Source organism: Planctomonas psychrotolerans (assembly GCF_008642235.1).
Taxonomy (GTDB): domain Bacteria; phylum Actinomycetota; class Actinomycetes; order Actinomycetales; family Microbacteriaceae; genus Planctomonas; species Planctomonas psychrotolerans.
The window spans coordinates 2608670-2632398 of sequence record NZ_SJEV01000001.1 but is presented as its reverse complement, the minus strand read 5'-3'; the positions used below and the strand labels follow the sequence as shown (position 1 = coordinate 2632398).

The window sequence follows — 23729 nt, the reverse complement described above, 5'->3', positions numbered from 1 at the left end:
CCAGCGGCCCATGCAGTGCCCACTCGCCGGTCCCGAGCGCCCGGCACGAAGCGCCCGTCGTCCAGCGGCCCATGCAGTGCACACCACAGGGCGCCCACCGCTCATGGGAAGCTGGGACGATGGCGGACATCCCCAAGTTGTCGGCGGCCCCGGCGGCCGAGCGCGAGAGCGCGGCGGAGGTCTTCGCCGCGCGCCTCGACCGTCCGATGGGTGTGCTCGGCATCATCTTCCTCTTCGTGGTGCTCGGGCAACTGCTCGCCACCGACCCGACCCTGTCGTCCGTGCTCGCGGTGCTGGGGTGGATTTTCTGGACGATCTTCGTCGGCGAGTTCCTGCTCCGGGCGTACATCGCGGGCTTCTCGAAGGCCTTCTGGAAGCGCAGCTGGTGGCAGGTCATCTTCCTGCTTGTACCGTTCCTGCGGTTCTTCCGGGCGCTGCAGGCGCTGCGCTTCCTGCGCGTGGCCCGGGTCGCGCGCTTCGGCGGTGTGCTGTCCGCCGGGGTGCGCGGATCGCGGTCCGCGGGGCGGCTGCTGTCGAGCCGCATCGGCTGGTTGATCGCGGTGACGGCGGTGGTCGTGCTGGTCTCGAGTCAGCTGCTCTTCCTCTCGGGGTCGCACGACGACTACGCCACCGCGCTGTACGTGGCGGCGATGGCTACCATCACCGGAAGCGGGGTCGGAGCGGACGACGCCTTCGCCCGTATCCTCTCGGTCGCGCTGGCGGTGTACTCCGTGGCGGTGTTCGCGACGCTCGCGGGTTCCCTCGGTGCCTTCTTCCTGCGCGGTGAGCAACCGGCGCGAGCGGCAGAGCCCGGCGACGCATCCGCGGAGTCGGATCCCGCGTTCCCGGCGCGCTAGCCGAGGCCAGGAAGCACGGATCTCCTCGCAATCCCGGCATGCATGACGCCGGTCGCCTTCCCGCCGGTCCGCTAACCTCAACGCATGATCCGTACCTGGTTGCTGCGCGCGCGCGAGTCCTTCTGGCTCATGCCCGCCGTCTTCGGGATCTCGGCAGTGCTGCTCGCCGAGGCGTTGATCGCCCTCGACCGTGTGCTCGTCGACGCCGACGTCAGCATCCCGTTCCTCAACGCCATGAGCGCCGGCGGTGGGCGGGAGATGCTGTCGGCGGTGGGCATCACCATGCTCACGGTCGCCGGCACGGCGTTCTCCATCACCATTTCGGTGCTGGCCACCACGTCATCCACCTACGGTCCGCGGCTGGTGCGCAACTTCATGAAGGACCGCGGGAATCAGCTCGTGCTCGCCGTGCTCACGTCCACCTTCCTCTACTCGGTGGTCGTCCTGCGCTCCGTGCGCACCGAACTCGATGACAGCCAGGCCTTCGTGCCGGTGCTGGCCGTGCACTTCGTGGTGCTGCTGGCGATGCTCGACGTGGCCGTGCTCGTGTTCTTCATCCACCACATCGCAAGTTCGGTGCAGGTCACGACCCTCCAGCAAAGGGTGCAGGAGGAGTTCACCACCGTCGTCGACACGCTGTACCCGGCCGACGGTCCGGTCGGTGACGCTGCACGCACGTTCATGGATCCGCCCGACCGGAGCGGTGACTTCCGCCACGTCGGATCGGGGAACACCGGATACGTGCAGCACATGAACCTCGACCGCCTCGTGGCGCTCGCTATCGAACACGACCTGCTGATCGACGTTGCGGCGATGCCGGGCGATCACGTGATCGCGGGGGAACACGTCGCGAAGATCCGCCGTGGGTCGGGCGCGGCCCGCGGGTCGCACGGCGACCCGGAGGAGATCGACGAGGCGGTGCGGTCGGCGTTCACCATCGGGAACGCGCGCACTCCCCACCAGGACGTGCGCTTCGCGCTTCAACAGCTCACCGAGACCGCCGTGCGCGGACTCGCCTCCGGCGCGAACGATCCCTACACCGCCACCGGGGCCATCGACGTGATGGCGGAGGGCCTGGTTCCGCTCTGCAGACGGAAGCCGGCGGCGGACACGCGCACCGACGAGCACGGCGTGCCGCGCGTGGTCTGCGACTGGCCCCGAGCCGAGAGCCTCGTGGCAACGGTGTTCCGCGACTTCCGCCAGTACGGGCTCGACCACCTGGGCGTGATGCACTCCGTGCTCGGGCTCGCCGAGCGGATCGAGCGGGGCACGGACCGGCCCGCCGTGCGCGCCGCGCTGCTCGGAGAGGTGCAGGCACTTCGGGAGGCCTTCCTGGCCAGAGATCCCGCAGATCTCGACCGGGCGCCGATCGAGACCCGCATCGCGGAGCTGGTGGATGCCCTCCGCACCCACCCCGTCGCAGCGCCCTGACCCGGCGATACAATTTCCGGCACCTGCTGCACGGGCACCTCGTGCGCTCGCGGCTCCTGCCCGGGACTCCGTTGCGCCGGACTCCGGTGCACGCCGCACCGACCCTCCGATCGGAAAGGACGACCATGATCCCCGAGATCAACTACTTCGCGGTACTCCTCGCCACCCTGTCGAGCATGATCGTCGGATCCATCTGGTACACGCCGAAGGTGTTCGGGGCGTACTGGATGCGTACGGCGGGCGTCACACCGTCGGGCGACACGAAGGATGCGATCGGCCCTATTCTCCTCACCCTCGTCGTGAGCTTCATCACGGCATGGGTGCTCGCCGGCGCCGCGTACATCTCCATGGAGTTCTACGGCGGCGGTCTGCTCGTCAACGCCGTGGTCACCGCGATCGTGCTCTGGGCCGGCTTCACCGCGGCGCGCTTCATCACGCATGACGCATTCGATCGACGGCCCGCCGGTCTGACCGTGCTCAACGTGGCACACGAGTTCGTGACCCTCGTCGTGATGGCGCTGATCATCGGTGTCTGGCCGGCATAGTCGGGCGGCACACCGCGACTCAGCAGTGCCGCAGCACGGCGGCTCGGCGTCGCAGCCCGGCGCGCACGGACGCCCCGGGTGATCCGCTAGAGCAGGAGGGCGCGGACGCGCTCCACGTCATCGGTCATCTGGGCGATGAGTGGTCCGACGCCCTCGTACGCCACCTGACCGCGAATGCGCGACACGAATGCGACCTCGACGATGTGGTCGTACAGGTCGATGTCCCGGTCGAGCACGTACGCCTCCACCTGCTTGGGTGGCACCCCCTGGAACGTGGGATTGCTGCCGACCGAGATGGCGGCCGGATAACGCGTACCGGCGTCGGTGAGCCACCCGGCGTACACGCCGTCGGCGGGAATGAGACCCTCCGACTCCGGGGAGAGATTGGCGGTCGGGAAGCCGAGCTCGCGGCCGCGCTTGGCACCGTGCACGACCATCCCGCAGACCGACGGGGCCCGGCCGAGAAGGTCGGTTGCGGCGTCGACGTCACCGGCCGTGAGCAGATCGCGAATCCAGGTGGAAGAGACACGCCGGTGCGAGTCCGGACGCACGTCACCCACCGTGTCCACCCGGAACCCGTGGCGAACACCCAGTTCCCGGAGCGTTCGGACGGTGCCCGCGCCTCCGCGGCCGAAACGGAAGTCCTCCCCCACCAGCACGAGTCGGGCGTGCAGGGAACGCACCAGGATGCGCTCGACGAACTCCTCCGGCGGCAGCGCCGCCAGTGCGGCGTCGAAGGTGAGCAGAAGCGTTGCCTCGACGCCGCGTTCGGCGAGCAGCTCGACCTTCTGCCGGTTGCTGACGAGCTGGGGCGGGCACTTCTCCGGGGCGAGGAGAGCCGCCGGATGCCGGTCGAAGGTGACCACGGTGGGAACGAGGTGCTCCTCCGCCGCAGCGGCGGTGAGCTCGGCGATGACCGCGCGGTGTCCGGCGTGCACGCCGTCGAACTTGCCGATGCTGATGGCCGACGGGCCGAAGTCGTCGGGAACGTCGGCGAGTCGATCGAAGAGGCGCACGCCGTCAGCTCCCGCTCGGGCCGGAAGCCGGTTCGCCGGTGGACCGAAGGCTGCCCGCGCCGGCGGCAGCGTCGGCGCCGCCCGGTCGATGCGCTCGCAGCCACAGCATGCCGAGCACGGGAAGGACGAGCGGCACGAACAGGTAGCCCCGTCCGAAGACCGACCAGACGGTGTCGTGCGGGAACAGTTCGGCGTCGACGATGCTGAGCACCCCGATGACGATCACGCCGACGAGCTCGAAGGTGATGGTGACCCACGCGACGCGGTACCAGGAACGGGCGGACGCGGCCGAGCGGCCCGGCGCGATCAGCGCGACGGTGGCGAGAATGTACACCACGGCGGCGAGTGCCGAGAGGAGGTAGGCGAGCGGCGCCTCCTCGAACTTGGTGAGGATCTGCACCGCAGAACGCCCGGTGGCCGCCAGCGCGAGAAACCCGTAGACGACGATGAGGACTCGACCGATCCCGGTCACGCGCGAAGTCTTAGCCATGTCACTCCCAATTATCGCCCACGGCCGGTGCAGGAATGTGCGTGGGCCGGATGAGTCGGGCGCGGTCGTGCGGGGCGCGGGCGTTCGGAGAACCGCCGGCCGGATCAGGCCAGCTGCACGGTCCAGATGACGTTCATGCGGTACAGCATCACCGCGATGGCGAGACAGGCGGTACCGAGGATGACGGTGCTCCAGCGGGTGCGCTCCACCAGGGCCCAGAACCCCGCCAGAGGCGGAACGAGGACGGCGCTGATGAGGTACGCCCAGTACTCGATGAGGTTGCCGGTCGGCGGATTGCCGGCGAGCGGGGCGACGATCGCGACGACCACCTGGGCCAGGAGCAGCACCTCGACCAGGGCGGTCGCTCCCATGGTGAGGTCGTTCGGTTTTCTCCCGGCGAGGCCGAGTGCGACGCCGAGCAGGCCCGCAAGGGTGGCCACCGCTATCTGCGCGGTGGTGAACCAGTCGATCACCGATCGGTCCCGGAAGTGTCGGTGACTGCGGGCGGTGAGTTCTTCGGCGCCGTCAGCGGCGCCTCTGCCGGTGCAGGCGGCGCGTCCCGCGGTGCCGCGGGCGGGGCGTCCGGCGGGAAGTTGACCACCACCCTGCCGACTCCCCCGTCGAACTCGACCAGCCCCACGAGTCGGCCACCGGGAGCGATCGCAGCGAGCGGTCGAACTCCATCGTCCTCCGTCCGCTCGGCCTCGTTCCGCGCGATGCGTTTGCCGTGCCCGAGATCGATGGCCTGCTGACTCGTGAGGTGCAGCGGGTCGAAAAGCGCGACAGCCGCATCGGCGGGCGGTATGAGGTGCTCGGCGGGCTGCAAGCGACCGAGGGGAACGGCGTCCCGCACGAGGAACGGGCCGATGCGCGTGCGCCGCAGCTCCGTGAGGTGACCGCCCACCCCGAGCGCCCGGCCGAGGTCCCGGGCGATCGCGCGAATGTAGGTCCCCGAGGAGCACTCGACCCGCACGGACAGATCGAGGAAGTCGACGTCACCCTCCCGCACCACCTCCGACCCGAGCAGGTCGAACGCCGTGATCGTCACGGCCCGCGCATCCAGCACCACATCCTCACCCGCGCGCGAGCGTGCATACGACCGCTTCCCGTCCACCTTGATCGCGCTCACGCTGCTCGGCACCTGCCGGAATTCGCCCCGGAGCGTCGCCATCGCCGCCTCCACGTCCTCGGCCGACAGAGCGGTCACCTCGCCGGGCGCGGCCAACCCCAGCACGTCTCCCTCGCGGTCATCGGTGATGGTCGAGGCGCCGAGGCGGATGGTGGCGAAGTACTCCTTGTCGAGTCCCACCATGTAGGTGAGCAAGCGGGTCGAGCTGTTCACGCCCACCAGGAGCAGACCGGTGGCCATCGGATCGAGCGTCCCGGCGTGGCCGACCTTGCGGGTTCCGGCGAGTCGACGGGTGCGCGCTACCACGTCGTGGCTCGTCCAGCCGCCCTCCTTGTCGAGGAGCAGGATGCCGCTACCGGCCGGACGGGTCTCTGCCGCGGATGTGTGTGTCATGTCTGGATCCATTGTCCGGTACCCCGGCGGTGCGGCAAAAACCGCGGAGCACGTAGGCTGGCAGCACGAGTATCCGGGTCGGCGGTTCGTCGCAGCCGACACGGTCGAGCGCAGGGGGCTGCGGGGGAACGGGGGATCATGCGCATCGCGGTGATCGGAGCCGGCGCGGTGGGGGGCACGCTTGCGGCGTTGCTGCATCGTGCGGGTCACGAGGTCGATATCACGGCGCGTGGAGACCACCTCCGTGCCATCCAGGAGAACGGCTTGCGCATGCGCGGAGCGTGGGGAACGCACGTCGCCTCCGTCGCCGCGGCGGAGCGGCTCGCGCGACCACCGGATCTCGCCATCGTCGCCACCAAGATCGCCGATGCTCCGGACGCGATGAGCGCGAACGCCGGCTACCTGCGCGACGTCCCCGTCGTGGTGGTGCAGAACGGGCTGGGCGGTCTGCGGCTCGCCGGGCGCGCACTACCCTCGGCCGACATGGTGGGCGGGCTCGCCCTGTTCGCGGCGTCGTTCTCCCGGCCCGGAGAGGTCACCGTCACGGCGGCCGCCCCGCTCATCCTCGGCGTGCCGGGGCGTGCCCCCACCCTCGGAGCGCTCGCCGCGAAAGAGGTGCTCGAAGCCGTTCTACCGGTGCAGGTGTCGGGCAATTTCGAGGGCGCCCAGTGGACGAAGCTCCTGATCAACGGGATCAACGCCGTGCCGGCGATCACCGGGCTCAGCGTGCAGGACGCCGTCGGCCACCGCAACCTGCGCAAGGTGATCACCCGGAGCATGCAGGAGACCGCACGCGTGGGCGCCGCGACGGGCGTGCGGTTCGACCCGATCGGTCCGCTCCTCCGTCACCGAATCTGGGTGTTCGCCCATCTCCCGGTGCGGTTCGCGCAGGGTCTGCCCATGGGGCTCGCCCGCGGTATGGGATCGGTCCCGAATCCGGGATCCACGTTGCAGAGCATCCGCCGCGGCAGACTGACGGAGATCGACTACCTCAACGGCGCGGTGGTCGACGCCGCGAAAGACACTCCGCTCACGGCGCCGGTGAACGAGGCGCTGGTGGCGATGGTGCACCAGGTGGAGCGCACCGGTCGGCATCTGCCCGCGGTGGAGGTGCTGCGCCGCACCCGGGTGTCCGCGGTGCGCGGGGCCGTACGTTAGACCGGGCGCGGGGCGTGACCGTCGGGGGTCGATCCGGTTGCGACGGTTCCCGTCAGCAACTGTCGGCGAACACGCGTCGCGGATGCGAGGGATCGGTGTTGTCGACGATCACCGACGCCTTCCGCCGGGGATCGACGGCGCGCGCGTAACGGTCCTGACCGTCGACGTACCGTCGGTTGCTCTCCGCGCCCGGATCCGGATCGGCGCCGTCGCGTTCCGCCATCCGGGCCGACGTGACCTCGAGCGGCACCTCGAGCCAGATCGAGTAGTTCCACAGCCCGACGAGCTCGGGGCGGTGCAGGAACACGCCGTCGACGATGAGGATGGCGTCGTCGGGCGCCGTCGTCCATCGCGGCTCGATCGGCGCATCCCGCCGCACGTCGAAGGCCTCGAGCACGAACGCGGCACTGCCCGCGAGCCGGAACGGCTCGACCAGCACCCTGCGGAACGTGGAGTAGTCGAACGCGTCGGCGTAGTACGTCTCCCCCGTGCGGCCGCGCGCGTACCGCTCGGCACGGGGTCGATGGAACGCGTCGATGCTTGCGGTGACGACCGAGCGGCCGCGCTTCCGCAGCACGGTCGCGAGGTCGGCGGCGAAGATGGTCTTGCCCGCGCCGTCTCGGCCATCGATGGCGAGGACGGTGCGACCGCGTCCGTAGTTATGGAGGAATTCGTCGGCGAGCTGCGCGAGCACCTCGTCGCGGGTGGCACGGTACAGGGGCATGGGTCGAGCCTAGGCTGGCGGGGTGCCCGATACTCCCCCGTTCGCCGACGCGATCGTCGGCTGGTTCCGGGACTCGGCGCGCGATCTACCGTGGCGTCGCCCGGGCTTCCCGGCGTGGGGCACTTTAGTGAGCGAGTTCATGCTGCAGCAGACTCCGGTCGCGCGCGTGATTCCGCGGCTCGAGGAGTGGCTTGCGCGCTGGCCCGAGCCGGCCTCGCTCGCGGCTGAGCCGGCCAGCGAGGCGGTGCGGGCGTGGGGCCGACTGGGATACCCGCGCCGGGCGCTCCACCTGCACGCCTGCGCCACCGCGATCACGGAACGGCACGGCGGTCGCGTGCCTGATGACGTCCCGACATTGCTCGCCCTGCCCGGGATCGGCGACTACACCGCCCGGGCCATCGCCGTCTTCGCGTTCGGCTCACGGCATCCGGTGGTCGACACCAACGTGCGCCGCGTGCTCGCGCGGGCGATCAGCGGTGTCGCCGATCCGGGGCCCCCGTCCACCCGCCGCGACCTGGCCCTGATGGCCGACCAACTGCCGGAATCGGACGAGGATGCGCGGGTGTTCAACGCGGGCGCGATGGAACTCGGCGCGGTCGTCTGCACCGCCCGCGCGCCGCGGTGCGGTGCGTGTCCCGTGCGCGAGCTGTGTGCGTGGCGCATGCGGGGTTATCCCGCGTACGACGGGCCGGCGCGCACGGTGCAGAAGCGATTCGTGGGGTCGGATCGCCAGGTGCGGGGCCTGCTGCTCGCCGAGCTGCGGGCGGCACAAGGCCCGGTTGCCGCCGAGAGGCTGACGACGGTGTGGGCGGAGTCGACGCAGCGGGACCGCGCCCTGGCCGCGCTTCTCCGCGACGGGCTCGCGAGCGAAGCCGCCCCCGGCACCTACGTGCTCGGCGCCGGCTGAGCGGCGCCCCACCGTCTCTCGGTGGCAACTCCGCGGTCCCTGAGCCTGTCTCAGAGACGCGAGGCGGTCGGCAACGCAACGCCCCCGCCGGCAACACCCCACGGTCCCAGAGCCCGTCGAAGAGACGCAAGACGCGCGAAAACGCAGCGTCCCTTCGACAAGCTCAGGGACCGCAACAGCCCGCGAAGAAAACGAGCCCACCGGAAACGGCACGTCCCCGCCCACGACACCCCACGGTCCCTGAGCCCGTCGAAGGGACACGAGGCGCCCGGGAACGGAACGTCCCTTCGACAAGCTCAGTAACCGCAACACCCCGCGAAGAAAACGAGCCCATCGAAAACGCAACGTCCCCGCCCACGACACCCCACGGTCCCTGAGCCCGTCGAAGGGACACGAGGCGCCCGGGAACGGAACGTCCCTTCGACAAGCTCAGGGACCGTACAAACTCAGGGACCGTACAAGCTCAGGGACCGTACAAGCTCAGGGCCCGCGATCGGGCGGCTAGTCCTCGTCGTCCTCGTCGCCGATGACGCGCGGCTTGACATAGGGATCCTCATCACCGGCGTAGGTCGCACCGGTCGCGAGGTTCTGCGTGGAGCGGTCGAGCTCGCGCGCCTCCTGCAGGAGCCGATCGATCGCGGCCGCGTTCTCCGGGATGCCGTCGGGGATGAACTCCAGCGACGGGGTGAGCCGCGCCGTGATGTTCTTGCCGACCTCGCTGCGGATCATGCCCGTCGCCGACTTCAACGCGGCAGCGGTGTCGCGACGCTCCTCATCGGAGCCGTAGACGGTGTAGAAGATGCTGGCGTGCTGCAGGTCGCCGGTCACCCGCACATCCGTGATCGTCACGAAGCCCATGCGCGGGTCTTTGACCCCGCGTTCGAGCGTCTTGGCGACGATCACCTTGATGCGGTCCGCCATCTTGAGCGCGCGCGCCTGATCAACCATGTCTCATCCTCTTTCTCAGCATTGCGTCCGCACCCTGACGGCGGACCGAAGCGGACGATGGCATCCGGCGACGGGAGGACGAGATCTATCGATCCCGCCGCTTCCGTGCCGGATGCCACCATCCGCCGACCGCACGCTAGGCGCGCGGCTTCTCCTTCATTTCGATCGTCTCGATCTCGTCACCGATCTGGATGTCGTTGAACTTGCCGAGGCCGATACCGGCTTCGAAGTCCGTACGCACCTCGGTGACGTCATCCTTGAATCGACGCAGGCTCTCGATGGCGAGGTTGTCGCCCACCACCACACCATCGCGGATGACGCGCGCCTTGGCGTTGCGCGTGATCGTGCCGGAGCGGACGATGACACCGGCGATGTTGCCGAACTTGCTCGAGCGGAACACCTCGCGGATCTCGGCGACACCCGACTGCACCTCTTCGAACTCGGGCTTGAGCATGCCCGTGAGCGAGCTCTCGATGTCCTCGAGCGCGGCGTAGATCACCGAGTAGAACCGCACGTCGACGCCCTCGCGGGCAGCGCGCTCGCGGGCCTTGGTGTCGGGGCGCACGTTGAACCCGATGATGATGGCGTTGTCGACGGTCGCCAGGTTGACGTCGGACTCGGTGACAGCACCCACACCGCGGTGGATGATGCGCAGCTGCACACTGTCGTCGACCTCGATCTTGAGCAGCGACTCCTCCAGCGCCTCGACGGCACCGGACACGTCGCCCTTGATGATGAGGTTGAGCGCTTCGACCTTGCCCTCTTCGAGAGCACGGGTGAAGTCCTCGAGGCTGATGCGCTTGCGCGCCTTGGCGAGCAGAGCGTTGCGCTCGGCCGCCTCGCGCTTCTCGGCGATCTGGCGAGCGGTGCGGTCCTCCTCGGTGACGAGGAACGTGTCGCCGGCGCGGGGCACCGTGGACAGACCCTGCACCTGCACCGGACGGGACGGGAACGCCTCGTCGATGGTGTCGCCGTTCTCGTCGACCATCGCACGCACACGGCCATAAGCCGTGCCCGCGACGATCGCGTCGCCGACCCGCAGCGTTCCGGACTGGATGAGCACGGTCGCGACCGCACCGCGACCCTTGTCGAGTCGCGCCTCGATGGCGACACCGCGGGCATCCTTGTTCGGGTTCGCGCGCAGGTCGAGGCCGGCGTCCGCGGTGAGCAGAACGGCCTCGAGCAGGTCGTCGATACCGAGCTTGTTGAGGGCCGACACGTCGACGAACATGACGTCTCCGCCGTACTCCTCGGCGACGAGTCCGTACTCGGTGAGCTGCTGACGCACCTTGGCGGGGTTGGCGCCCGGCTTGTCGATCTTGTTGACCGCCACGACGATCGGCACGTTCGCCGCCTGTGCGTGGTTCAGTGCCTCAACGGTCTGCGGCATGATGCCGTCGTCCGCCGCCACCACGAGGATCGCGATGTCGGTGACCTGGGCACCACGGGCGCGCATGGCGGTGAACGCCTCGTGACCCGGGGTGTCGATGAAGGTGATGGCGCGCTCGACACCCTCGTGCGGAGCCCACACCTGGTAGGCACCGATGTGCTGCGTGATGCCGCCGGCCTCACCGGCGACGACGTTCGCGCTGCGGATGGCGTCGAGGAGTCGCGTCTTACCGTGGTCGACGTGACCCATGACGGTCACGACGGGCGGACGGATCTCCAGCACGTCGTCGTCCTCGTCGTCGAGCTCCTGCTGGAGGTCGATGTCGAAGCCGTCGAGCAGTTCCTTGTCCTCGTCCTCCGGCGACACGATCTGGATCTTGTAACCCAGCTCGGAGCCGAGCACGTCGAACGTGGCCTCGTCGAGCGATTCGGTCGCCGTGGCCATCTCACCGAGGTGGAACAGCACGGTTACGAGGTTTCCGGGACTGGCGTCGATCTTGTCGGCGAAGTCGGCGATGGACGCGCCGCGGCGCAGACGCACCACGGTGTTGCCGTTGCCGCGGGGGACGCTGACGCCACCCAGCGACGGGGCTTCGCGCAGCTCGAATTCCGCCCTCTTGGTGCGCTTCGACTTGCGGGCCTTGCTCTTGCCGCCACCGCGACCGAACGCACCGGCGGTTCCCCCACCGGGACCGCGGCCGCGGCCGCCGGCACCCGGACGGGGCGGACCGAAGCCCGTACCACCACCCGGACGGAAGCCACCGGCTCCCGCACCGGCTGCACCGGGACGGGCACCGCCGCCGGCACCGCCGGGGCGCGCGCCGCTACCCGCGGGACGCTGACCGAAGCCGCCCGGACGAGCGGCCTGCCCGGGTCCGCCCGGACGCGGGGCGCCGGGACGGGGAGCACCGGGTCGCGGAGCCGCGGGGCGCGGTCCGCCCGCTCCGGGGGCGGGGCGCTGGCCCATACCCTGGTTGCTCGCGAACGGGTTGTTACCGGGGCGGGGCTTCTGACCCATGCCCTGGTTGCTGGCGAAGGGGTTGTTGCCGGGGCGCGGCGCACCCGGGCGAGGGATGCCCGGACGCGGTGCGACGGCATCCGTACCGGGGGCTGCCGGAGCGGCACTCTCGGTCGGGGTGCTCTCGGCCGTGGTCTTGCCTGCCGCCTGAGCCTTCGCGGCAGCCTCGGCCTGAGCCTGGCGCTCCGCCACGGTGAGCGGTGCGGGCTGCACGGGCGGGGCGTCGACCGGTGCGGCCTCGGGGGTCGGGGCCTGCGGGGCCGCCGTGGCGGGGGTGGGCACAGGTGCGGACGGCACCGGCGCGCTGGGGCGACGGGCGCCCGGCGTGGGAGCGGACGAGCGAGCCGGAGTGGGCGCGGGCGCCTTCGCGGCGGCCGCAGCCGCCGGCGCGGCGGGCGTTGCTGCTGCCGCTGCGCTCGCCTCGGCCAGCGCGGCCTTCAGCTTTCGGGCGACGGGCGGCTCGATGCTGGACGACGGTCCCTTGACGAACTCGCCCATTTCCTTCAGCTTCGCCAGAGCTGTCTTGCTGTCGACGCCGATTTCGGCGGCGATTTCATGTACGCGTGGTTTAGCCACAATTCTCCTGTCTGGGGGATCCACCCCCGAAGCAGGAGCAGACCGTTAAGTGCGGACGCGACTCATTTCGAGCCGCTCATTAGTTGTCACTCATAAGTGGTCACTGTGCCGTTCAGCCTGTTCTCTCATGTGCGTTTCGGATCCGTGCGGATCCACTATCTCGGTCAGGTGGCGCCGGAGGTCATCCGCATCGAGCCCCTCCGCCCCTCGGAACGCCCGGCGAAAAGCCCGGCGTGTGATCGAGGATTCGAGGCACTCGATGGTCGGATGGAGCCACGCACCTCTGCCGGGGAAGCGGGCTCTGGCGTCGGCCACCAACCGCTTCTCGACAGCAACGACCCTCAGAAGAGAAGATCGCGGGGCGCGACGGCGACAGCCGACACACGTTCTGACAGCTTCCATGATACCCCTCCTCGGCCCCCGACCCGCCAGCAACACGGTTCGCCTGTGAGCGAACGGTCGTCGGCGGGCGGCGAACCCACGGTCCCGGTGCCCATACGGTCCCTGAGCCCGTCGAAGGGACATCCCGGTCCCTACGGTCCCTGCGACCCGCGGTCCCTGAGCCGGTCGAAGGGACACTCCGCCGACTCACGGACCCCGTCCTAGTTGTCCTCGAGGATCGAATCCGGCTGGATGTCGATCTTCGCTCCGGTCAGCTTTGCGGCGAGACGGGCGTTCTGGCCCTCCTTGCCGATCGCGAGCGAGAGCTGGTAGTCGGGAACGAGCGCCCGCACCGCCTTCAGCGACTGGTCGATCACGAAAGAACTGGTCACCTTCGCGGGCGACAGGGCGTTCGCCACGAACGTGGGCAGGTGATCCGAGTAGTCGACGATATCGATCTTCTCGTTGTTCAGCTCCGCGGTCACGGCACGCACGCGCTGGCCGAGTTCGCCGATGCACGCACCCTTGGCGTTGATACCCGGGGTGGTGGCCCGCACGGCGATCTTCGTGCGGTGTCCGGCCTCACGGGCCAGCGACACAATCTCGACGAGTCCGCTGGCGATCTCCGGAACCTCGAGAGCGAAGAGCTTGCGCACGAGCGACGGGTGAGTGCGCGACACCGTGATCTGCGGCCCCTTCATCCCCTTGGAGACGCCGGTCACGTACACGCGGATGCGCTCACCGTGCGCGTAGTTCTCGCCCGGCACCTGCTCCTCGGGTGGCAGGATGGCTTCGATCGTGCCGAGGTCCACGTGGATCATGCGGGGGTTCGGGCCCTGCTGGATGACACCGGCGACGATGTCGCCCTCTCGTCCCTTGAACTCGCCGAGCACCTTGTCGTCTCCGATGTCGCGGAGGCGCTGATTGATGACCTGCTTGGCGGCGAAGGCGGCGATGCGACCGAAGTCGCTGGGGCTGTCCTCGGCCTCACCGATCACGTTGCCCTCGTCGTCGAGCTCCGGAACGAAGACCGACACGTGTCCGGTCTTGCGGTCGAGGGTGACGCGGGCAGGGGGAACGGACGTCGTACTGTCGCGCGATTCAGCCTGGTCCGTGTGCTTCAGATACGCGGTGAGGATGGCCTGCTCGATGATGTGCACGAGTTCTTCGAACGGGATCTCGCGCTCGCGCTCCATGAGCCGAAGCACGCTCAGATCGATGTCCATAAGGCGAACTCCTCTATTCAGATTGAATATCCCAGAATAGCGGATGCGTCGCTCCCCTCCGCGTCGCCCGCATACTGCCGTCAGGGCCCCGCGCTCCGTGCGGGAACCGACCCCACGGTCCCTGAGCTTGAAGAATGGACACGACCCCACGGCCCCCGAGCCCGTCGACGGGACGCAACCACACGGTCCCTGAGCTTGTCGAAGAGTCCCGACCTCACGGTCCCTGAGCTTGTCGAAGAGTCCCGACCTCACGGTCCCTGAGCTCGTCGAAGGGACGCGGGAGGCACGCGGGCGCAGGACACGCGGCCACCGACTGCTGGCGCGTCCCTGCGGACGCGCACGGACGGTATGCCGACCGCGGGAGTCTGCACGGCCCGCGCGTCACCGGCGGATCGGCGTGTCGCCCTCGGGGTCTCGGCCCACCGACAACATCCGGCCACACGTCCCTTCGACAGGCTCAGGGACCGTGACGGGTTGCGTCCCTTCGACAGGCTCAGGGACCGCGACGGGTTGCGTCCCTTCGACAGGCTCAGGGAACGCGACGTGTTGCGTCCCTTCGACAGGCTCAGGGACCGTGATCGGTAACGTCCCTTCGACAGGCTCAGGGACCGTCGAGGTGCGTCCCTTCGACGGGCTCAGGGACCGAAGGGACGTTACCGGTCAGCGACCGCTAGCGGGCGAAGGAGGCGGCGACCTCGGCGAGAGCGACCGGCGTGCGCTCCCCCGTCCGCCGGTCCCACAGCTCCGCCTCACCGTCGGCCACACCGCGACCGAGGATGACGATGCGGGGCACACCGAGCAGCTCGGCGTCGCCGAACTTCACTCCCGGCGACACCTTGGGACGGTCGTCGTAGAGCACGTCGAGACCCGCGGCCTCGAGGTCCGCGACGACGGTCTCCGCCGCCTCGTACACGGCCGCATCGCGACCGGTCGCGACGACGTGCACGTCGAACGGCGACACCGCCTCGGGCCAGATGAGCCCGCGGTCGTCGTTGTTCGCCTCGGCGATGACGGCGAGGATGCGCGTGACACCGATGCCGTACGACCCCATCGTCACCGTGACGAGCTTGCCGTTCTCGTCGAGCACCTTGAGACCGAGAGTCTCGGCGAAGAAGCGACCGAGCTGGAAGACGTGCCCGATCTCCATGCCGCGGGCCACCTCGATCGGTCCGGATCCGTCGGGGGCGAGGTCACCGGCACGTACCTCGGCCGCCTCGATGAATCCGTCCGCCCGGAAATCGCGGCCCGCCACGAGACCGAACACGTGCTTCTGGTCCTCGTTCGCGCCGGTGAGCCAGGCGGTGCCGTCGACGACGCGCGGGTCGAGGAAGAACCGGATACCCGAGCTCGATGGGTTCTCGTCGGTTCCGCCGAGCACGGGACCGGACGCGCTCCATGGGCCGATGTAGCCCTTCACGAGCGCCGGGTTCCGCTCGAAGTCGGCGTCGGTGGCGGCATCGACGTCGGCGGGGGCGAAGGCCACCTCGACGCGCTTGAGGTCGACATCCCGGTCCCCGGGGAGCCCGACGACGACGAGCTCGCGCGTGCCGTCGAGGTGGGTGAGGGCGAGCACCACGTTCTTGAGGGTGTCGGCGGCCGTCCACGCGCGCCCGTCGGCGCGCGGATGCCGGTCGTTGGCGAGATCGACGAGGGTCGCGATCGTGGGGGTGTTCGGGGAGTCGAACACCTCTGCGGCCGGCAGACCATCGATGGGCAGCGCGTCGGGAACCACCGTGCGGAAGGCCTCCACGTTGGCGGCGTACCCGCCCTCGGTGCGCACGAACGTGTCTTCACCGATCGACGTGGGGTGCAGGAACTCCTCGCTCCGGGCACCGCCCATGAGCCCGCTGTCGGCGTTGACGATCACGTACTCGAGACCGAGGCGCCTGAAGATGCGCTCGTACGCGCTCCGCTGCGCCTCGTACGACGCCTCGAGACCCGCGTCGGTGTAGTCGAACGAGTAGGCGTCCTTCATCGTGAACTCGCGCCCGCGCAGGAGGCCAGCGCGAGGCCGCGCCTCGTCGCGGTACTTGTCCTGGATCTGGTAAATCGACAGGGGCAGGTCCTTGTACGAGCCGTAGAGGTCCTTCACGAGCAGCGTGAAGACCTCCTCGTGCGTCGGCGCGAGGAGGTAATCGGCACCCTTGCGGTCCTTCATGCGGAAGATGCCGTCGCCGTACTTCTCCCAGCGGCCGGACGCCTCGTAGGGCTCCCGCGGCAGCAGCGCCGGGAAGTGCACTTCCTGGGCGTCGATGGCCTCCATCTCCTCGCGGATGATGGCCTCGAGCTTCGCCTTCACGCGCAGGCCGAGCGGGAGCCAGGCGAACACGCCCGGAGCCTGGCGGCGAACGTACCCGGCGCGCACGAGCAGCCGGTGGCTGGTCACCTCGGCGTCGGCGGGATCTTCACGGAGCGTGCGGACGAAGAGCTTCGATAGGCGAGTTGACACGCTGTCTATGTTAGGTGCGATGGTCGACGCGGATCGCGCGCCCGGTCGCGCGCACGGGTCCCGCCCTCCGGATCAGGCGCGGTAGGAGGCGGCGAGGCGCTCGAAGCCCTCGTCGAGGCCCACCGCGGGCGTCCAGTGCAGTTCCGCACGGGTTCGGCGCTGGTCGTACCAGTGCGAGGTGGAGAGCTGCTCCGCGAGGAACCGGGTCATCGGCGGCTCGTCCTCCCCGGGCGCGACGGCCCAGACCGCTTCGACGACCCCGCCGGCGGCGCGAGCGACCGATGCGGGTACCCGCCAGCGCGGCGCGGCCACCCCGGCGGCTCCGCAGATGGCGGCCATCAACTCGGCCACGGTGCGCGGCTGCCCGTTGGTCACCACGTACGACCGGCCGTGCACATCATCGGCACGATCGAGCGCGGCGACGTGAGCATCCACAGCGTTGTCGATGTATGTGGTGTCGAGCAGAGCGGCGCCGCGTCCGAGGAGCGGCAGCCGTCCGGCCCGAGCCCGCTCGACGATGCGCCCGATGAGCTGGGTGTCGCCCGGTCCCCACACCAGGTGCGGACGTACCGCCACCGTCGCGAAACCCGGCGCGTCGGCCTCGAGCGCGGCGAGCTCCGCGCGCGCCTTGGTGCGCGCATAGTCGCCGCGGGCACGGTCCGGGTCGGCGGGAAGGGCGTCGTCCCCCACGATGGACACACCGGCGTGAGCCACCGACGGCGACGACGTGTACACGAAGCGGCGGGCACCGGCGGCCCGGGCGGCGTCGAGCAGGGTGCGGGTGCCGTCCACGTTCACCGCCTCGAAGTCGGCCCGGTCCCCCGCGAGCGACACCTTCGCCGCGAGGTGCACCACCGCATCCGCACCGGCGACGGCGCGTGCGACGGCCGCGGCGTCGGTGAGGCTGCCGCGCATGTCGTCGACACCCGAAACCGACGGTGCACCACGCTGGAAGGTGCGCACGTCGTCGCCGCGCGCGGCGAGTGCGACGGCAACGCCCGCCCCGAGCATGCCGCTCGCGCCGGTGACGAGCACCCTCACGGTTCGCGCACCGGCCCGCCCGCGAGGATGCCCGCTGCCCACCGCGAGAGTGCGGCGCGGTCGATTTTCGAGTTGTGCCGGATGTCGGTGGGCAGCACGCGTACGACGAGCGCCGCGGCCACGTCGATGCCGGTCACGTGCCGGATCTCCGCAGTCAGCTCCGCCGGCGCAAGAACGACCCGACGCGCGGCATCCCGCGTCTCGATCACGGCAACAGCCTGCTGCGTGCCCCGAGGACCCACACCGACCAGGGCGGCACGGGCCACGGCCGGGAGGGTCTCGATGCGCTGCTCCGGCCCGACGGGAGTGAGAGGGCCGTCGGCGGTGACGAGCACATGCGGCAACCTGCCCTCGACCCACAGTCGACCGGCCGCATCGAAGTGGCCGACATCCCCGGTGCGATGCCAGCGCCGCTCCGGCGCACTGTCGCGCTTGCTCGCCGTGTCGGTGATCCACAGCCGGTCGTAGCGTTCCTTGATGTGCGGGGCGGATGCCACGATCTCCCCGGTCACACCGGGCTCGTCCGTCAGGCTCCCCACTGCCTCGCCGAGCTCATCGAGGGGGCTGACCCGCAGGCGCACGGATGCGGCCGGCGCGCCGACGCAGACGCCCTCGTCCGGCTGCCGGGCCGCCGAGCGGATCTCGTCGAGCGAGATGTCGGTGAGCAGCAGGCCCTCGGTCATGCCGTACGGAGTGGACACGGTGGCGTTCGGCAGCAGCTCGGCCACCCGTTCGAGCAAGGGGATGCCGAGCGGAGCACCGGCCGAGAGCAGGGTGCGCACCGACGCGAGCACTCCCCGTTCGGCCGCATCCAGCGACGCGGCTGTGGCGACCACGTTGGTGAGGGCGGCGGGCGAGGCGAACAGCACGGTGGCGTTCGCGGCTGCGGCGGCCGCGGCCACGGCCGTTGCGGTGAGCGTTCCCGGTCGGGTCACGGTCATGTCGGGGGTCACACTGGTCGCCCCGAGCGCCGGACCGAGGAGCGCGAACGGTGCGAAGCCGGCCACCAGTCCGGTGCCTGCACCGATGCCGTACTGCGCAGCGAGCGCATCGCGCATGGCCGCGAGCTGGCGGTGGGTGTAGACCACGCCCTTCGCGGGTCCCGTGGAGCCCGACGTGAAGAGGATGGCGGCGGTGTCGTCGGCGCCGGGCGCCTCGGGCAGGGGCGTGCTCGACTCCGCGCCGAGCGCCGCAAGCTGCGGCAGGCTCGCGCGCACGCCGAGCGCCGCGGCGACAGGCGGGGCGAGTGTGGTGGCGGAGAATCGCTGCCCGGGCCACCCCAGCAAGCGAGCCGCGGCCAGGGCGGTCTCGATGCCGATCAGGTGGTCGGGGCGCGCGCCGCGCACGGCCCGACCGAGGCCGGCGAGACCGAGGCCGGCGTCGGCCACGACCACCACCGCGCCGATCCGCAGGCAGGCGTAGAGCACCGCCGTGAGATCTGCACCGGGCGGCACGAGCAGCGACACCCGGTCCCCCGGGCGCACCCCGCTCGCGGACAGACCGGCCGCCAGCTCGGTGACCCGGCGCGACAGCAGCCGCCAGCTCACGGAGCGGGGCGCGGACGAGGCGCCTCGTGGCGCCATCTCCACGAGAGCCGTGCGATCGCTGGCGCGCAACTCGTCGAGCACTGCGCCCATCGGGCGGAACGGGGCGGTGACCTCTCCGGAACGCGATCCCGCGTCGGCGGCGTCTCGGTCGGGCGAAGCCGCCGGGCCGACCGACGCATCCGGGTCACCCGCTCCGGCTGGCACCTTCGAGGCGAGCCAGTCGAGCAGCACCGGCGCGTAATTCACGTCCTCGGCGATGAGGTGCCCGGTGCCCTCGAAGCGGTGCACGTCGGCCTGCGGCAGGCGCGTGATCAGGTCGGCGAGGTACTGGTCGCCGAACACGGGGTCGCGCGGACCCCAGAGCATAACGGCGGGCACGTGCAACGAGCGGATGCCCTCCGCCACCGCGTCGAGCGCGGCGAAGCTGCGGTGCTCGGGTGAGACGGGGATGTCGGCGACGAACCCGCCGATCCCCGCGCGGCGGGCGGCGCCCCGATACGGTGCGCGGAACGCGTCCCGTACCGCGGGGTCGAGCCGCGGATGCGCGAGGGCGAGGGTCGTCTCGAGGAATGCCGGGGTCGCCACGGTGCTGCGTTCGAGCAGGGAGCGGCGGAGGGCGAGACGCAGCGGGGCGGGAATGGCCAGGTGTTCCGGCTGGTGCACCGCGGTGTTGAGCAGCATCACCGCGGCGAGCGACTCACGGTGCTGCACCGCCCAGCCGAGGGACACGACGCCGCCCCAGTCGTGGCCGAGCGTGACGACGGGTCCATCCTCGATCCCCAACTCGCGGGTGAGGGCGGAGAGGTCGGCGATGCGGGTCGCGAGCGGCCGTACGGTTCCGGTGCGTTCGGAGAAGCCCATGTCGAGCTGGTCGACGGCGACCACGCGCCACGCGTTCGCCGGATCTCGCTCGGCGCGCTCGGCAGCGGCGCTGACGAGCTCCCGCCAGAGGTACGACCAGGTGGGATTGCCGTGCACGCACAGGATGGTGCCGCGGGGCTGGATCCCCCGTGCCGCGAGTGCCGCACCGTTGTCGAGGACGTGCCAGCCGTGCGACACACCGGAGGCGCTCGCAGCGCCACCTGCGCCGGAAGCACCGTTCCGGGCACCGGCACCAGCACCGACGCCGATGCCGTCCCCCTCGGTGCCGGTGCCCACGGGCACGTGCACAACACGGGAGAAGGCCGGGTCGAGGCCGGGCAGCGGATGCGGCGGCAGGCTCGCCTCCGCGCGGGCGGCGACGCCGTCGGAACTCACCGAGCTACCAGACGATCTCGGTCATGGCCGTGTTGAGGCCCGATCCGACGCCCATGCAGAGCACGCGCTGGCCCTTGTCCAGCGATCCGGCCTCACCGGCGAGGGTGATGGGGATGGAGGCGGGGCCCACGTTGCCGAGCATCGGATACGTGCGCGGAACGCGGTCCTTGTCGAGCTTGGCCGCCTTCACGATGGCGTTCGTGTGCACATCCGACACCTGGTGCAGGATGTAGCGGTCCATGGTCGCCCAGTCCCAGGAGTCCTTCGCCTCGTTCCAGGCCTCGACCACCAGTTCCATGCCGCCGCGGAGCAGCGCCTTCGTGTCGGTGAACATCCCGTCGGCGTCACCGAAGCAGAGCCGGTTGTGCTGGGTGGCGGCGCGGGTGATGCCGCCGAGAATCTGATGACCCTCGGGATGGGCGTCGGCCGGGCCGAGAACGGCCGCCGCGGCACCCGCGCCGAGGGTGAGGCTCGGGAACTCGCTCATGAAGTCCTTGCGCGTGACGCCCGAACGGAGCAGGCGCTGCACGGTGTTGTGCCGCACGTCACCGGCGTCCTCACCGTCGACGATGACGGCGTACTTGATCTGTCCGGAGTCGATCAGCTGCGCGGCGAGCGTCATGCCGTTGACGAAGCCGAGGCAGGCGTTCGCGATGTCGAAGTTGAGGGCGGACGACGGCAGGCCCAGTCCGTGGTGGATGCGCACGGCGACCGAGGGCTCGAGGTGCGTGCGGGTGACCGACGTGTTGATGAGAAGTCCGACCTCCGCCGGGTCGACTCCCGACACCGCGAGGGCGTCGCGCCCGGCCTGGGTGGCCGCGTCGTCGAACGTCAGCTCGTCGTTCCAGTTGCGTCGCTCGTGCACGCCGGCGACCCGCTGCAGCAGTCCCATGGGGAGGCGGAGCTTCGTGAGTGTCGGCGCCAGTAGCTCGTCGATGTGGATGGAAGAGACGACCTCGGGGGCGAGCACTGCCGAAACCGACAACAGCGACACGTTCCGATGCCGGAAACTGGCATTACCGTTCACAAGCATCCTTCGTTTGGTGGTGCGCTCGCGCGCGTGCCGCCCGAGCAGGCGGCCGTGGTGGGTGGTGTGCCATCCAGTCCGGCGAGAACGGGGTCGAAATCGGGACGAACGACCGCCGTGGGACAGGTTACGCCGTCACGACCTCTGGTGTGCCCACCGCACTCGACGGCATCTCGGCCGCGAGACGGTTGGCTTCCTCGATGAGGGTCGCAACGATGTCCGCCTCGGGCACCGTCTTGATGACCTCTCCCTTAACGAAGATCTGACCACGGCCATTCCCGGACGCGACACCCAGTTCCGCCTCGCGCGCCTCACCCGGACCGTTGACCACGCAGCCCATCACGGCGACGCGCAGCGGAACGGTCACGTGCTTGAGTCCCTCGGTGACCTCGTTGGCGAGCGTGTACACGTCCACCTGCGCGCGTCCGCAACTCGGGCAAGACACGATCTCGAGCTTGCGTTCACGGAGGTTGAGGGACTGCAGGATCTGGAGTCCCACCTTCACCTCCTCCGCCGGTGGTGCGGAAAGCGAGACGCGGATGGTGTCGCCGATGCCCTCGGAGAGCAGGATGCCGAAGGCGGTGGCCGACTTGATGGTGCCCTGGAACGCGGGGCCGGCCTCGGTCACGCCGAGGTGCAGCGGCCAGTCGCCCCGCTCCGAGAGGAGCCGGTAGGCCTTGACCATCACGATGGGGTCGTTGTGCTTGACGGAGATCTTGAAGTCGTGGAAGTCGTGCTCCTCGAAGAGGCTGGCCTCCCAGACGGCCGACTCGACGAGCGCCTCGGGCGTCGCCTTGCCGTACTTCTCGAGCAGGCGGGGGTCGAGCGATCCGGCGTTCACCCCGATCCGGATGCTCACGTTCGCGGCCTTCGCGGCGGCCGCGATCTCTCCGACGCGGTCGTCGAACTTGCGGATGTTGCCCGGGTTCACGCGCACGGCACCGACACCGGCGTCGATGGCGGTGAACACGTAGCGAGGCTGGAAGTGGATGTCGGCGATCACCGGGATCTGGCTCTTCGCCGCGATGATCTTGAGCACATCGGCGTCGTCCTGGTGCGGCACCGCGACGCGTACGATGTCGCATCCGGTGGCGGTGAGCTCGGCGATCTGCTGCAGCGTCGCGTTGATGTTGGTGGTCTGCGTGGTCGTCATCGACTGCACGCTCACCTGGGCGTTGCCGCCCACCTTGACCTTGCCCACGTTGATCTGTCGGGTCTTCCGCCGCGGGGCCAAGACCTCGGGCACCTTGGGCATTCCAATATTCACTGCTGGCACCCGAACAGCTTACGTGTCGAATCTGCACGCTCTCCTCTCGACGAAAGAGATCCTTTCGAGGATGGAGTTCCGCTCGGGGAGGGAGCAACTGGAACAGGCCCGCGCCGACCCCTGTTGCGGGAGGCTGCGTGATCCCATACTTGTCGCGTGACGACAACCCTCCTCTTCGGCGTGCTGGCGTCGAGTGCCCTGATCATCGGCGCCGGCATCGGCGTGCGATTCCAGCTGCCGAAGCGCGTTCTCGCGATTCTGCTGTCATTCGCGGCGGGCTCGCTGATCACCGCGCTCACGTTCGAGCTGTTCGAGGATGCGTACGAGCAGGGCGGCATGGTGCGCGCGGCACTCGGGCTGATGGCGGGCGCGGTGGTCTTCACCGTGTTGAGCGCGCTTCTCGACCGCTACGCACAACCGGGGAGCGGGAAACCCGCAGACCGCGTGGAGGGCAGCGCGAAGCTCGACACGGATGCCGCCGCCGAGGAGAAGGCGCCCACTTCCGCCTCCATGCGCGGTGCGGCGGGGATGGCGCTTCTCGCCGCAGTCACCCTCGACGGCGTTCCGGAGAACCTGGCCCTCGGCATCTCCCTGCAGGAGGGCTCGGGCGGTATCGCCCTCCTCGCGGCGATCTTCGTCTCGAACCTGCCCGAGTCGTTGGTGGGCGCCGCGTCGATGCGCAGCCAGGGTCGCTCCACGGCATCGGTGCTCGGGCTGTGGACCGCCTGCGGTGTGCTCCTCGTCGCGGCCGTGTTCCTCGGCGCCGGGCCCCTCGCTGGCAGCGACCCCGAGATGATCTCTCTTCCGCTGGCCTTCGCGGCGGGCGCCGTAATCGCTTCGCTTGCGGACACGTTGATGCCGGAGGCGTACGAACACGGCGGGCCCGCGGTCGCGCTCAGCACCGCCGCCGGCTTCGTCCTCTCCTTCGTGCTGTCCCTCGTCTGACCCTTCGC

20 protein-coding genes are annotated in these 23729 nt (G+C 70.0%); 6 read left to right on the top strand and 14 right to left on the bottom strand.

Features of this window, described 5'->3' with window-relative positions:
- The first annotated feature begins 119 nt into the window (after positions 1–119).
- From EY822_RS12125 to EY822_RS12115, 3 genes are all read left to right on the top strand, one after another.
- Positions 120–857 carry an ion transporter gene (locus EY822_RS12125; protein ID WP_150308487.1) on the top strand — a complete coding sequence of 246 codons (738 nt, stop codon included), beginning with the start codon at positions 120–122 and terminating at the stop codon, positions 855–857.
- Between the two features lie 84 nt (positions 858–941).
- Positions 942–2288, top strand: coding sequence for a DUF2254 domain-containing protein (locus tag EY822_RS12120; protein ID WP_150308486.1), 1347 nt, complete (start codon positions 942–944; stop codon positions 2286–2288).
- Between the two features lie 125 nt (positions 2289–2413).
- Positions 2414–2833: a DUF1761 domain-containing protein gene (locus tag EY822_RS12115; protein WP_150308485.1), complete on the top strand. Its 420-nt coding sequence runs from the start codon at positions 2414–2416 to the stop codon at positions 2831–2833.
- An 86-nt stretch (positions 2834–2919) separates the two neighbouring features.
- Here the strand turns inward: EY822_RS12115 and EY822_RS12110 are convergent, their stop codons facing one another.
- From EY822_RS12110 to truB, 4 genes are all read right to left on the bottom strand, one after another.
- Positions 2920–3849 (bottom strand): bifunctional riboflavin kinase/FAD synthetase, encoded by a 930-nt coding sequence (locus EY822_RS12110; protein WP_150308484.1) that lies wholly within the window; start codon positions 3847–3849, stop codon positions 2920–2922.
- A 4-nt stretch (positions 3850–3853) separates the two neighbouring features.
- Complete coding sequence (locus EY822_RS12105; RefSeq protein ID WP_150308483.1) at positions 3854–4339, bottom strand: hypothetical protein; 486 nt, start codon at positions 4337–4339, stop codon at positions 3854–3856.
- Between the two features lie 104 nt (positions 4340–4443).
- Positions 4444–4812 (bottom strand): hypothetical protein, encoded by a 369-nt coding sequence (locus tag EY822_RS12100; protein ID WP_150308482.1) that lies wholly within the window; start codon positions 4810–4812, stop codon positions 4444–4446.
- Complete coding sequence (gene truB / locus EY822_RS12095) at positions 4809–5861, bottom strand: tRNA pseudouridine(55) synthase TruB (protein WP_150308481.1); 1053 nt, start codon at positions 5859–5861, stop codon at positions 4809–4811. The genes EY822_RS12100 and truB overlap by 4 nt, the downstream gene beginning before the upstream one ends.
- 138 nt (positions 5862–5999) lie before the next feature.
- Between truB and EY822_RS12090 the strand changes: the two genes are divergently transcribed.
- Entirely contained in the window at positions 6000–7019 is a 1020-nt protein-coding gene (locus EY822_RS12090; protein WP_150308480.1) for a ketopantoate reductase family protein, read from the top strand.
- 52 nt (positions 7020–7071) lie between these two features.
- Here the strand turns inward: EY822_RS12090 and EY822_RS12085 are convergent, their stop codons facing one another.
- A complete protein-coding gene (locus EY822_RS12085) occupies positions 7072–7743 on the bottom strand; it encodes a nucleoside/nucleotide kinase family protein (protein WP_150308479.1) in 672 nt (223 codons plus the stop codon).
- A gap of 22 nt (positions 7744–7765) precedes the next feature.
- On the opposite strand from EY822_RS12085, the gene EY822_RS12080 reads away from it, so the two are divergent.
- Positions 7766–8650 carry an HhH-GPD family protein gene (locus EY822_RS12080; RefSeq protein WP_227497250.1) on the top strand — a complete coding sequence of 295 codons (885 nt, stop codon included), beginning with the start codon at positions 7766–7768 and terminating at the stop codon, positions 8648–8650.
- Between the two features lie 501 nt (positions 8651–9151).
- On the opposite strand, the gene rbfA is transcribed toward EY822_RS12080, so the two are convergent.
- The 9 genes from rbfA to ispG all read right to left on the bottom strand — a co-directional run bounded on the left by rbfA (position 9152) and on the right by ispG (position 22785).
- Positions 9152–9598 carry a 30S ribosome-binding factor RbfA gene (rbfA, locus tag EY822_RS12075; protein ID WP_150308478.1) on the bottom strand — a complete coding sequence of 149 codons (447 nt, stop codon included), beginning with the start codon at positions 9596–9598 and terminating at the stop codon, positions 9152–9154.
- A 136-nt stretch (positions 9599–9734) separates the two neighbouring features.
- Complete coding sequence (infB, locus tag EY822_RS12070) at positions 9735–12581, bottom strand: translation initiation factor IF-2 (protein ID WP_150308477.1); 2847 nt, start codon at positions 12579–12581, stop codon at positions 9735–9737.
- A gap of 90 nt (positions 12582–12671) precedes the next feature.
- Positions 12672–12983 carry a YlxR family protein gene (locus EY822_RS12065; RefSeq protein WP_150308476.1) on the bottom strand — a complete coding sequence of 104 codons (312 nt, stop codon included), beginning with the start codon at positions 12981–12983 and terminating at the stop codon, positions 12672–12674.
- Positions 12984–13183: 200 nt separating this feature from the next.
- Complete coding sequence (gene nusA, locus EY822_RS12060) at positions 13184–14188, bottom strand: transcription termination factor NusA (protein ID WP_150308475.1); 1005 nt, start codon at positions 14186–14188, stop codon at positions 13184–13186.
- 670 nt (positions 14189–14858) lie between these two features.
- Positions 14859–16637 carry a proline--tRNA ligase gene (locus EY822_RS12055; protein WP_150308474.1) on the bottom strand — a complete coding sequence of 593 codons (1779 nt, stop codon included), beginning with the start codon at positions 16635–16637 and terminating at the stop codon, positions 14859–14861.
- Positions 16638–16709: 72 nt separating this feature from the next.
- Positions 16710–17678, bottom strand: a complete 969-nt coding sequence (locus EY822_RS12050; protein WP_150308473.1) for an NAD-dependent epimerase/dehydratase family protein — start codon at positions 17676–17678, stop codon at positions 16710–16712.
- Positions 17675–20482 carry an alpha/beta fold hydrolase gene (locus EY822_RS12045; RefSeq protein WP_227497249.1) on the bottom strand — a complete coding sequence of 936 codons (2808 nt, stop codon included), beginning with the start codon at positions 20480–20482 and terminating at the stop codon, positions 17675–17677. The genes EY822_RS12050 and EY822_RS12045 overlap by 4 nt, the downstream gene beginning before the upstream one ends.
- Positions 20483–20486: 4 nt before the next feature.
- Positions 20487–21515: a 3-oxoacyl-ACP synthase III gene (locus EY822_RS12040; RefSeq protein ID WP_150308472.1), complete on the bottom strand. Its 1029-nt coding sequence runs from the start codon at positions 21513–21515 to the stop codon at positions 20487–20489.
- Positions 21516–21636: 121 nt separating this feature from the next.
- Positions 21637–22785, bottom strand: coding sequence for a flavodoxin-dependent (E)-4-hydroxy-3-methylbut-2-enyl-diphosphate synthase (ispG, locus tag EY822_RS12035; RefSeq protein WP_227497248.1), 1149 nt, complete (start codon positions 22783–22785; stop codon positions 21637–21639).
- A 147-nt stretch (positions 22786–22932) separates the two neighbouring features.
- On the opposite strand from ispG, the gene EY822_RS12030 reads away from it, so the two are divergent.
- The gene (locus EY822_RS12030; protein ID WP_150308471.1) at positions 22933–23721 is read left to right on the top strand and encodes a ZIP family metal transporter; all 789 of its coding nucleotides are present in this window, start codon (positions 22933–22935) and stop codon (positions 23719–23721) included.
- The last annotated feature ends 8 nt before the right edge of the window (positions 23722–23729 follow it).

Excerpts from the sequence above, each read along its gene's own strand:
- EY822_RS12125 (WP_150308487.1), top strand. The coding sequence starts at position 120 with ATGGCGGACATCCCCAAGTTGTCGGCGGCCCCGGCGGCCGAGCGCGAG.
- EY822_RS12120 (WP_150308486.1), top strand. The coding sequence starts at position 942 with ATGATCCGTACCTGGTTGCTGCGCGCGCGCGAGTCCTTCTGGCTCATG.
- EY822_RS12115 (WP_150308485.1), top strand. The coding sequence starts at position 2,414 with ATGATCCCCGAGATCAACTACTTCGCGGTACTCCTCGCCACCCTGTCG.
- EY822_RS12105 (WP_150308483.1), bottom strand. The coding sequence starts at position 4,339 with ATGGCTAAGACTTCGCGCGTGACCGGGATCGGTCGAGTCCTCATCGTC.
- truB (WP_150308481.1), bottom strand. The coding sequence starts at position 5,861 with ATGACACACACATCCGCGGCAGAGACCCGTCCGGCCGGTAGCGGCATC.
- EY822_RS12090 (WP_150308480.1), top strand. The coding sequence starts at position 6,000 with ATGCGCATCGCGGTGATCGGAGCCGGCGCGGTGGGGGGCACGCTTGCG.
- EY822_RS12085 (WP_150308479.1), bottom strand. The coding sequence starts at position 7,743 with ATGCCCCTGTACCGTGCCACCCGCGACGAGGTGCTCGCGCAGCTCGCC.
- rbfA (WP_150308478.1), bottom strand. The coding sequence starts at position 9,598 with ATGGTTGATCAGGCGCGCGCGCTCAAGATGGCGGACCGCATCAAGGTG.
- EY822_RS12065 (WP_150308476.1), bottom strand. The coding sequence starts at position 12,983 with ATGGAAGCTGTCAGAACGTGTGTCGGCTGTCGCCGTCGCGCCCCGCGA.
- nusA (WP_150308475.1), bottom strand. The coding sequence starts at position 14,188 with ATGGACATCGATCTGAGCGTGCTTCGGCTCATGGAGCGCGAGCGCGAG.
- EY822_RS12040 (WP_150308472.1), bottom strand. The coding sequence starts at position 21,515 with ATGCTTGTGAACGGTAATGCCAGTTTCCGGCATCGGAACGTGTCGCTG.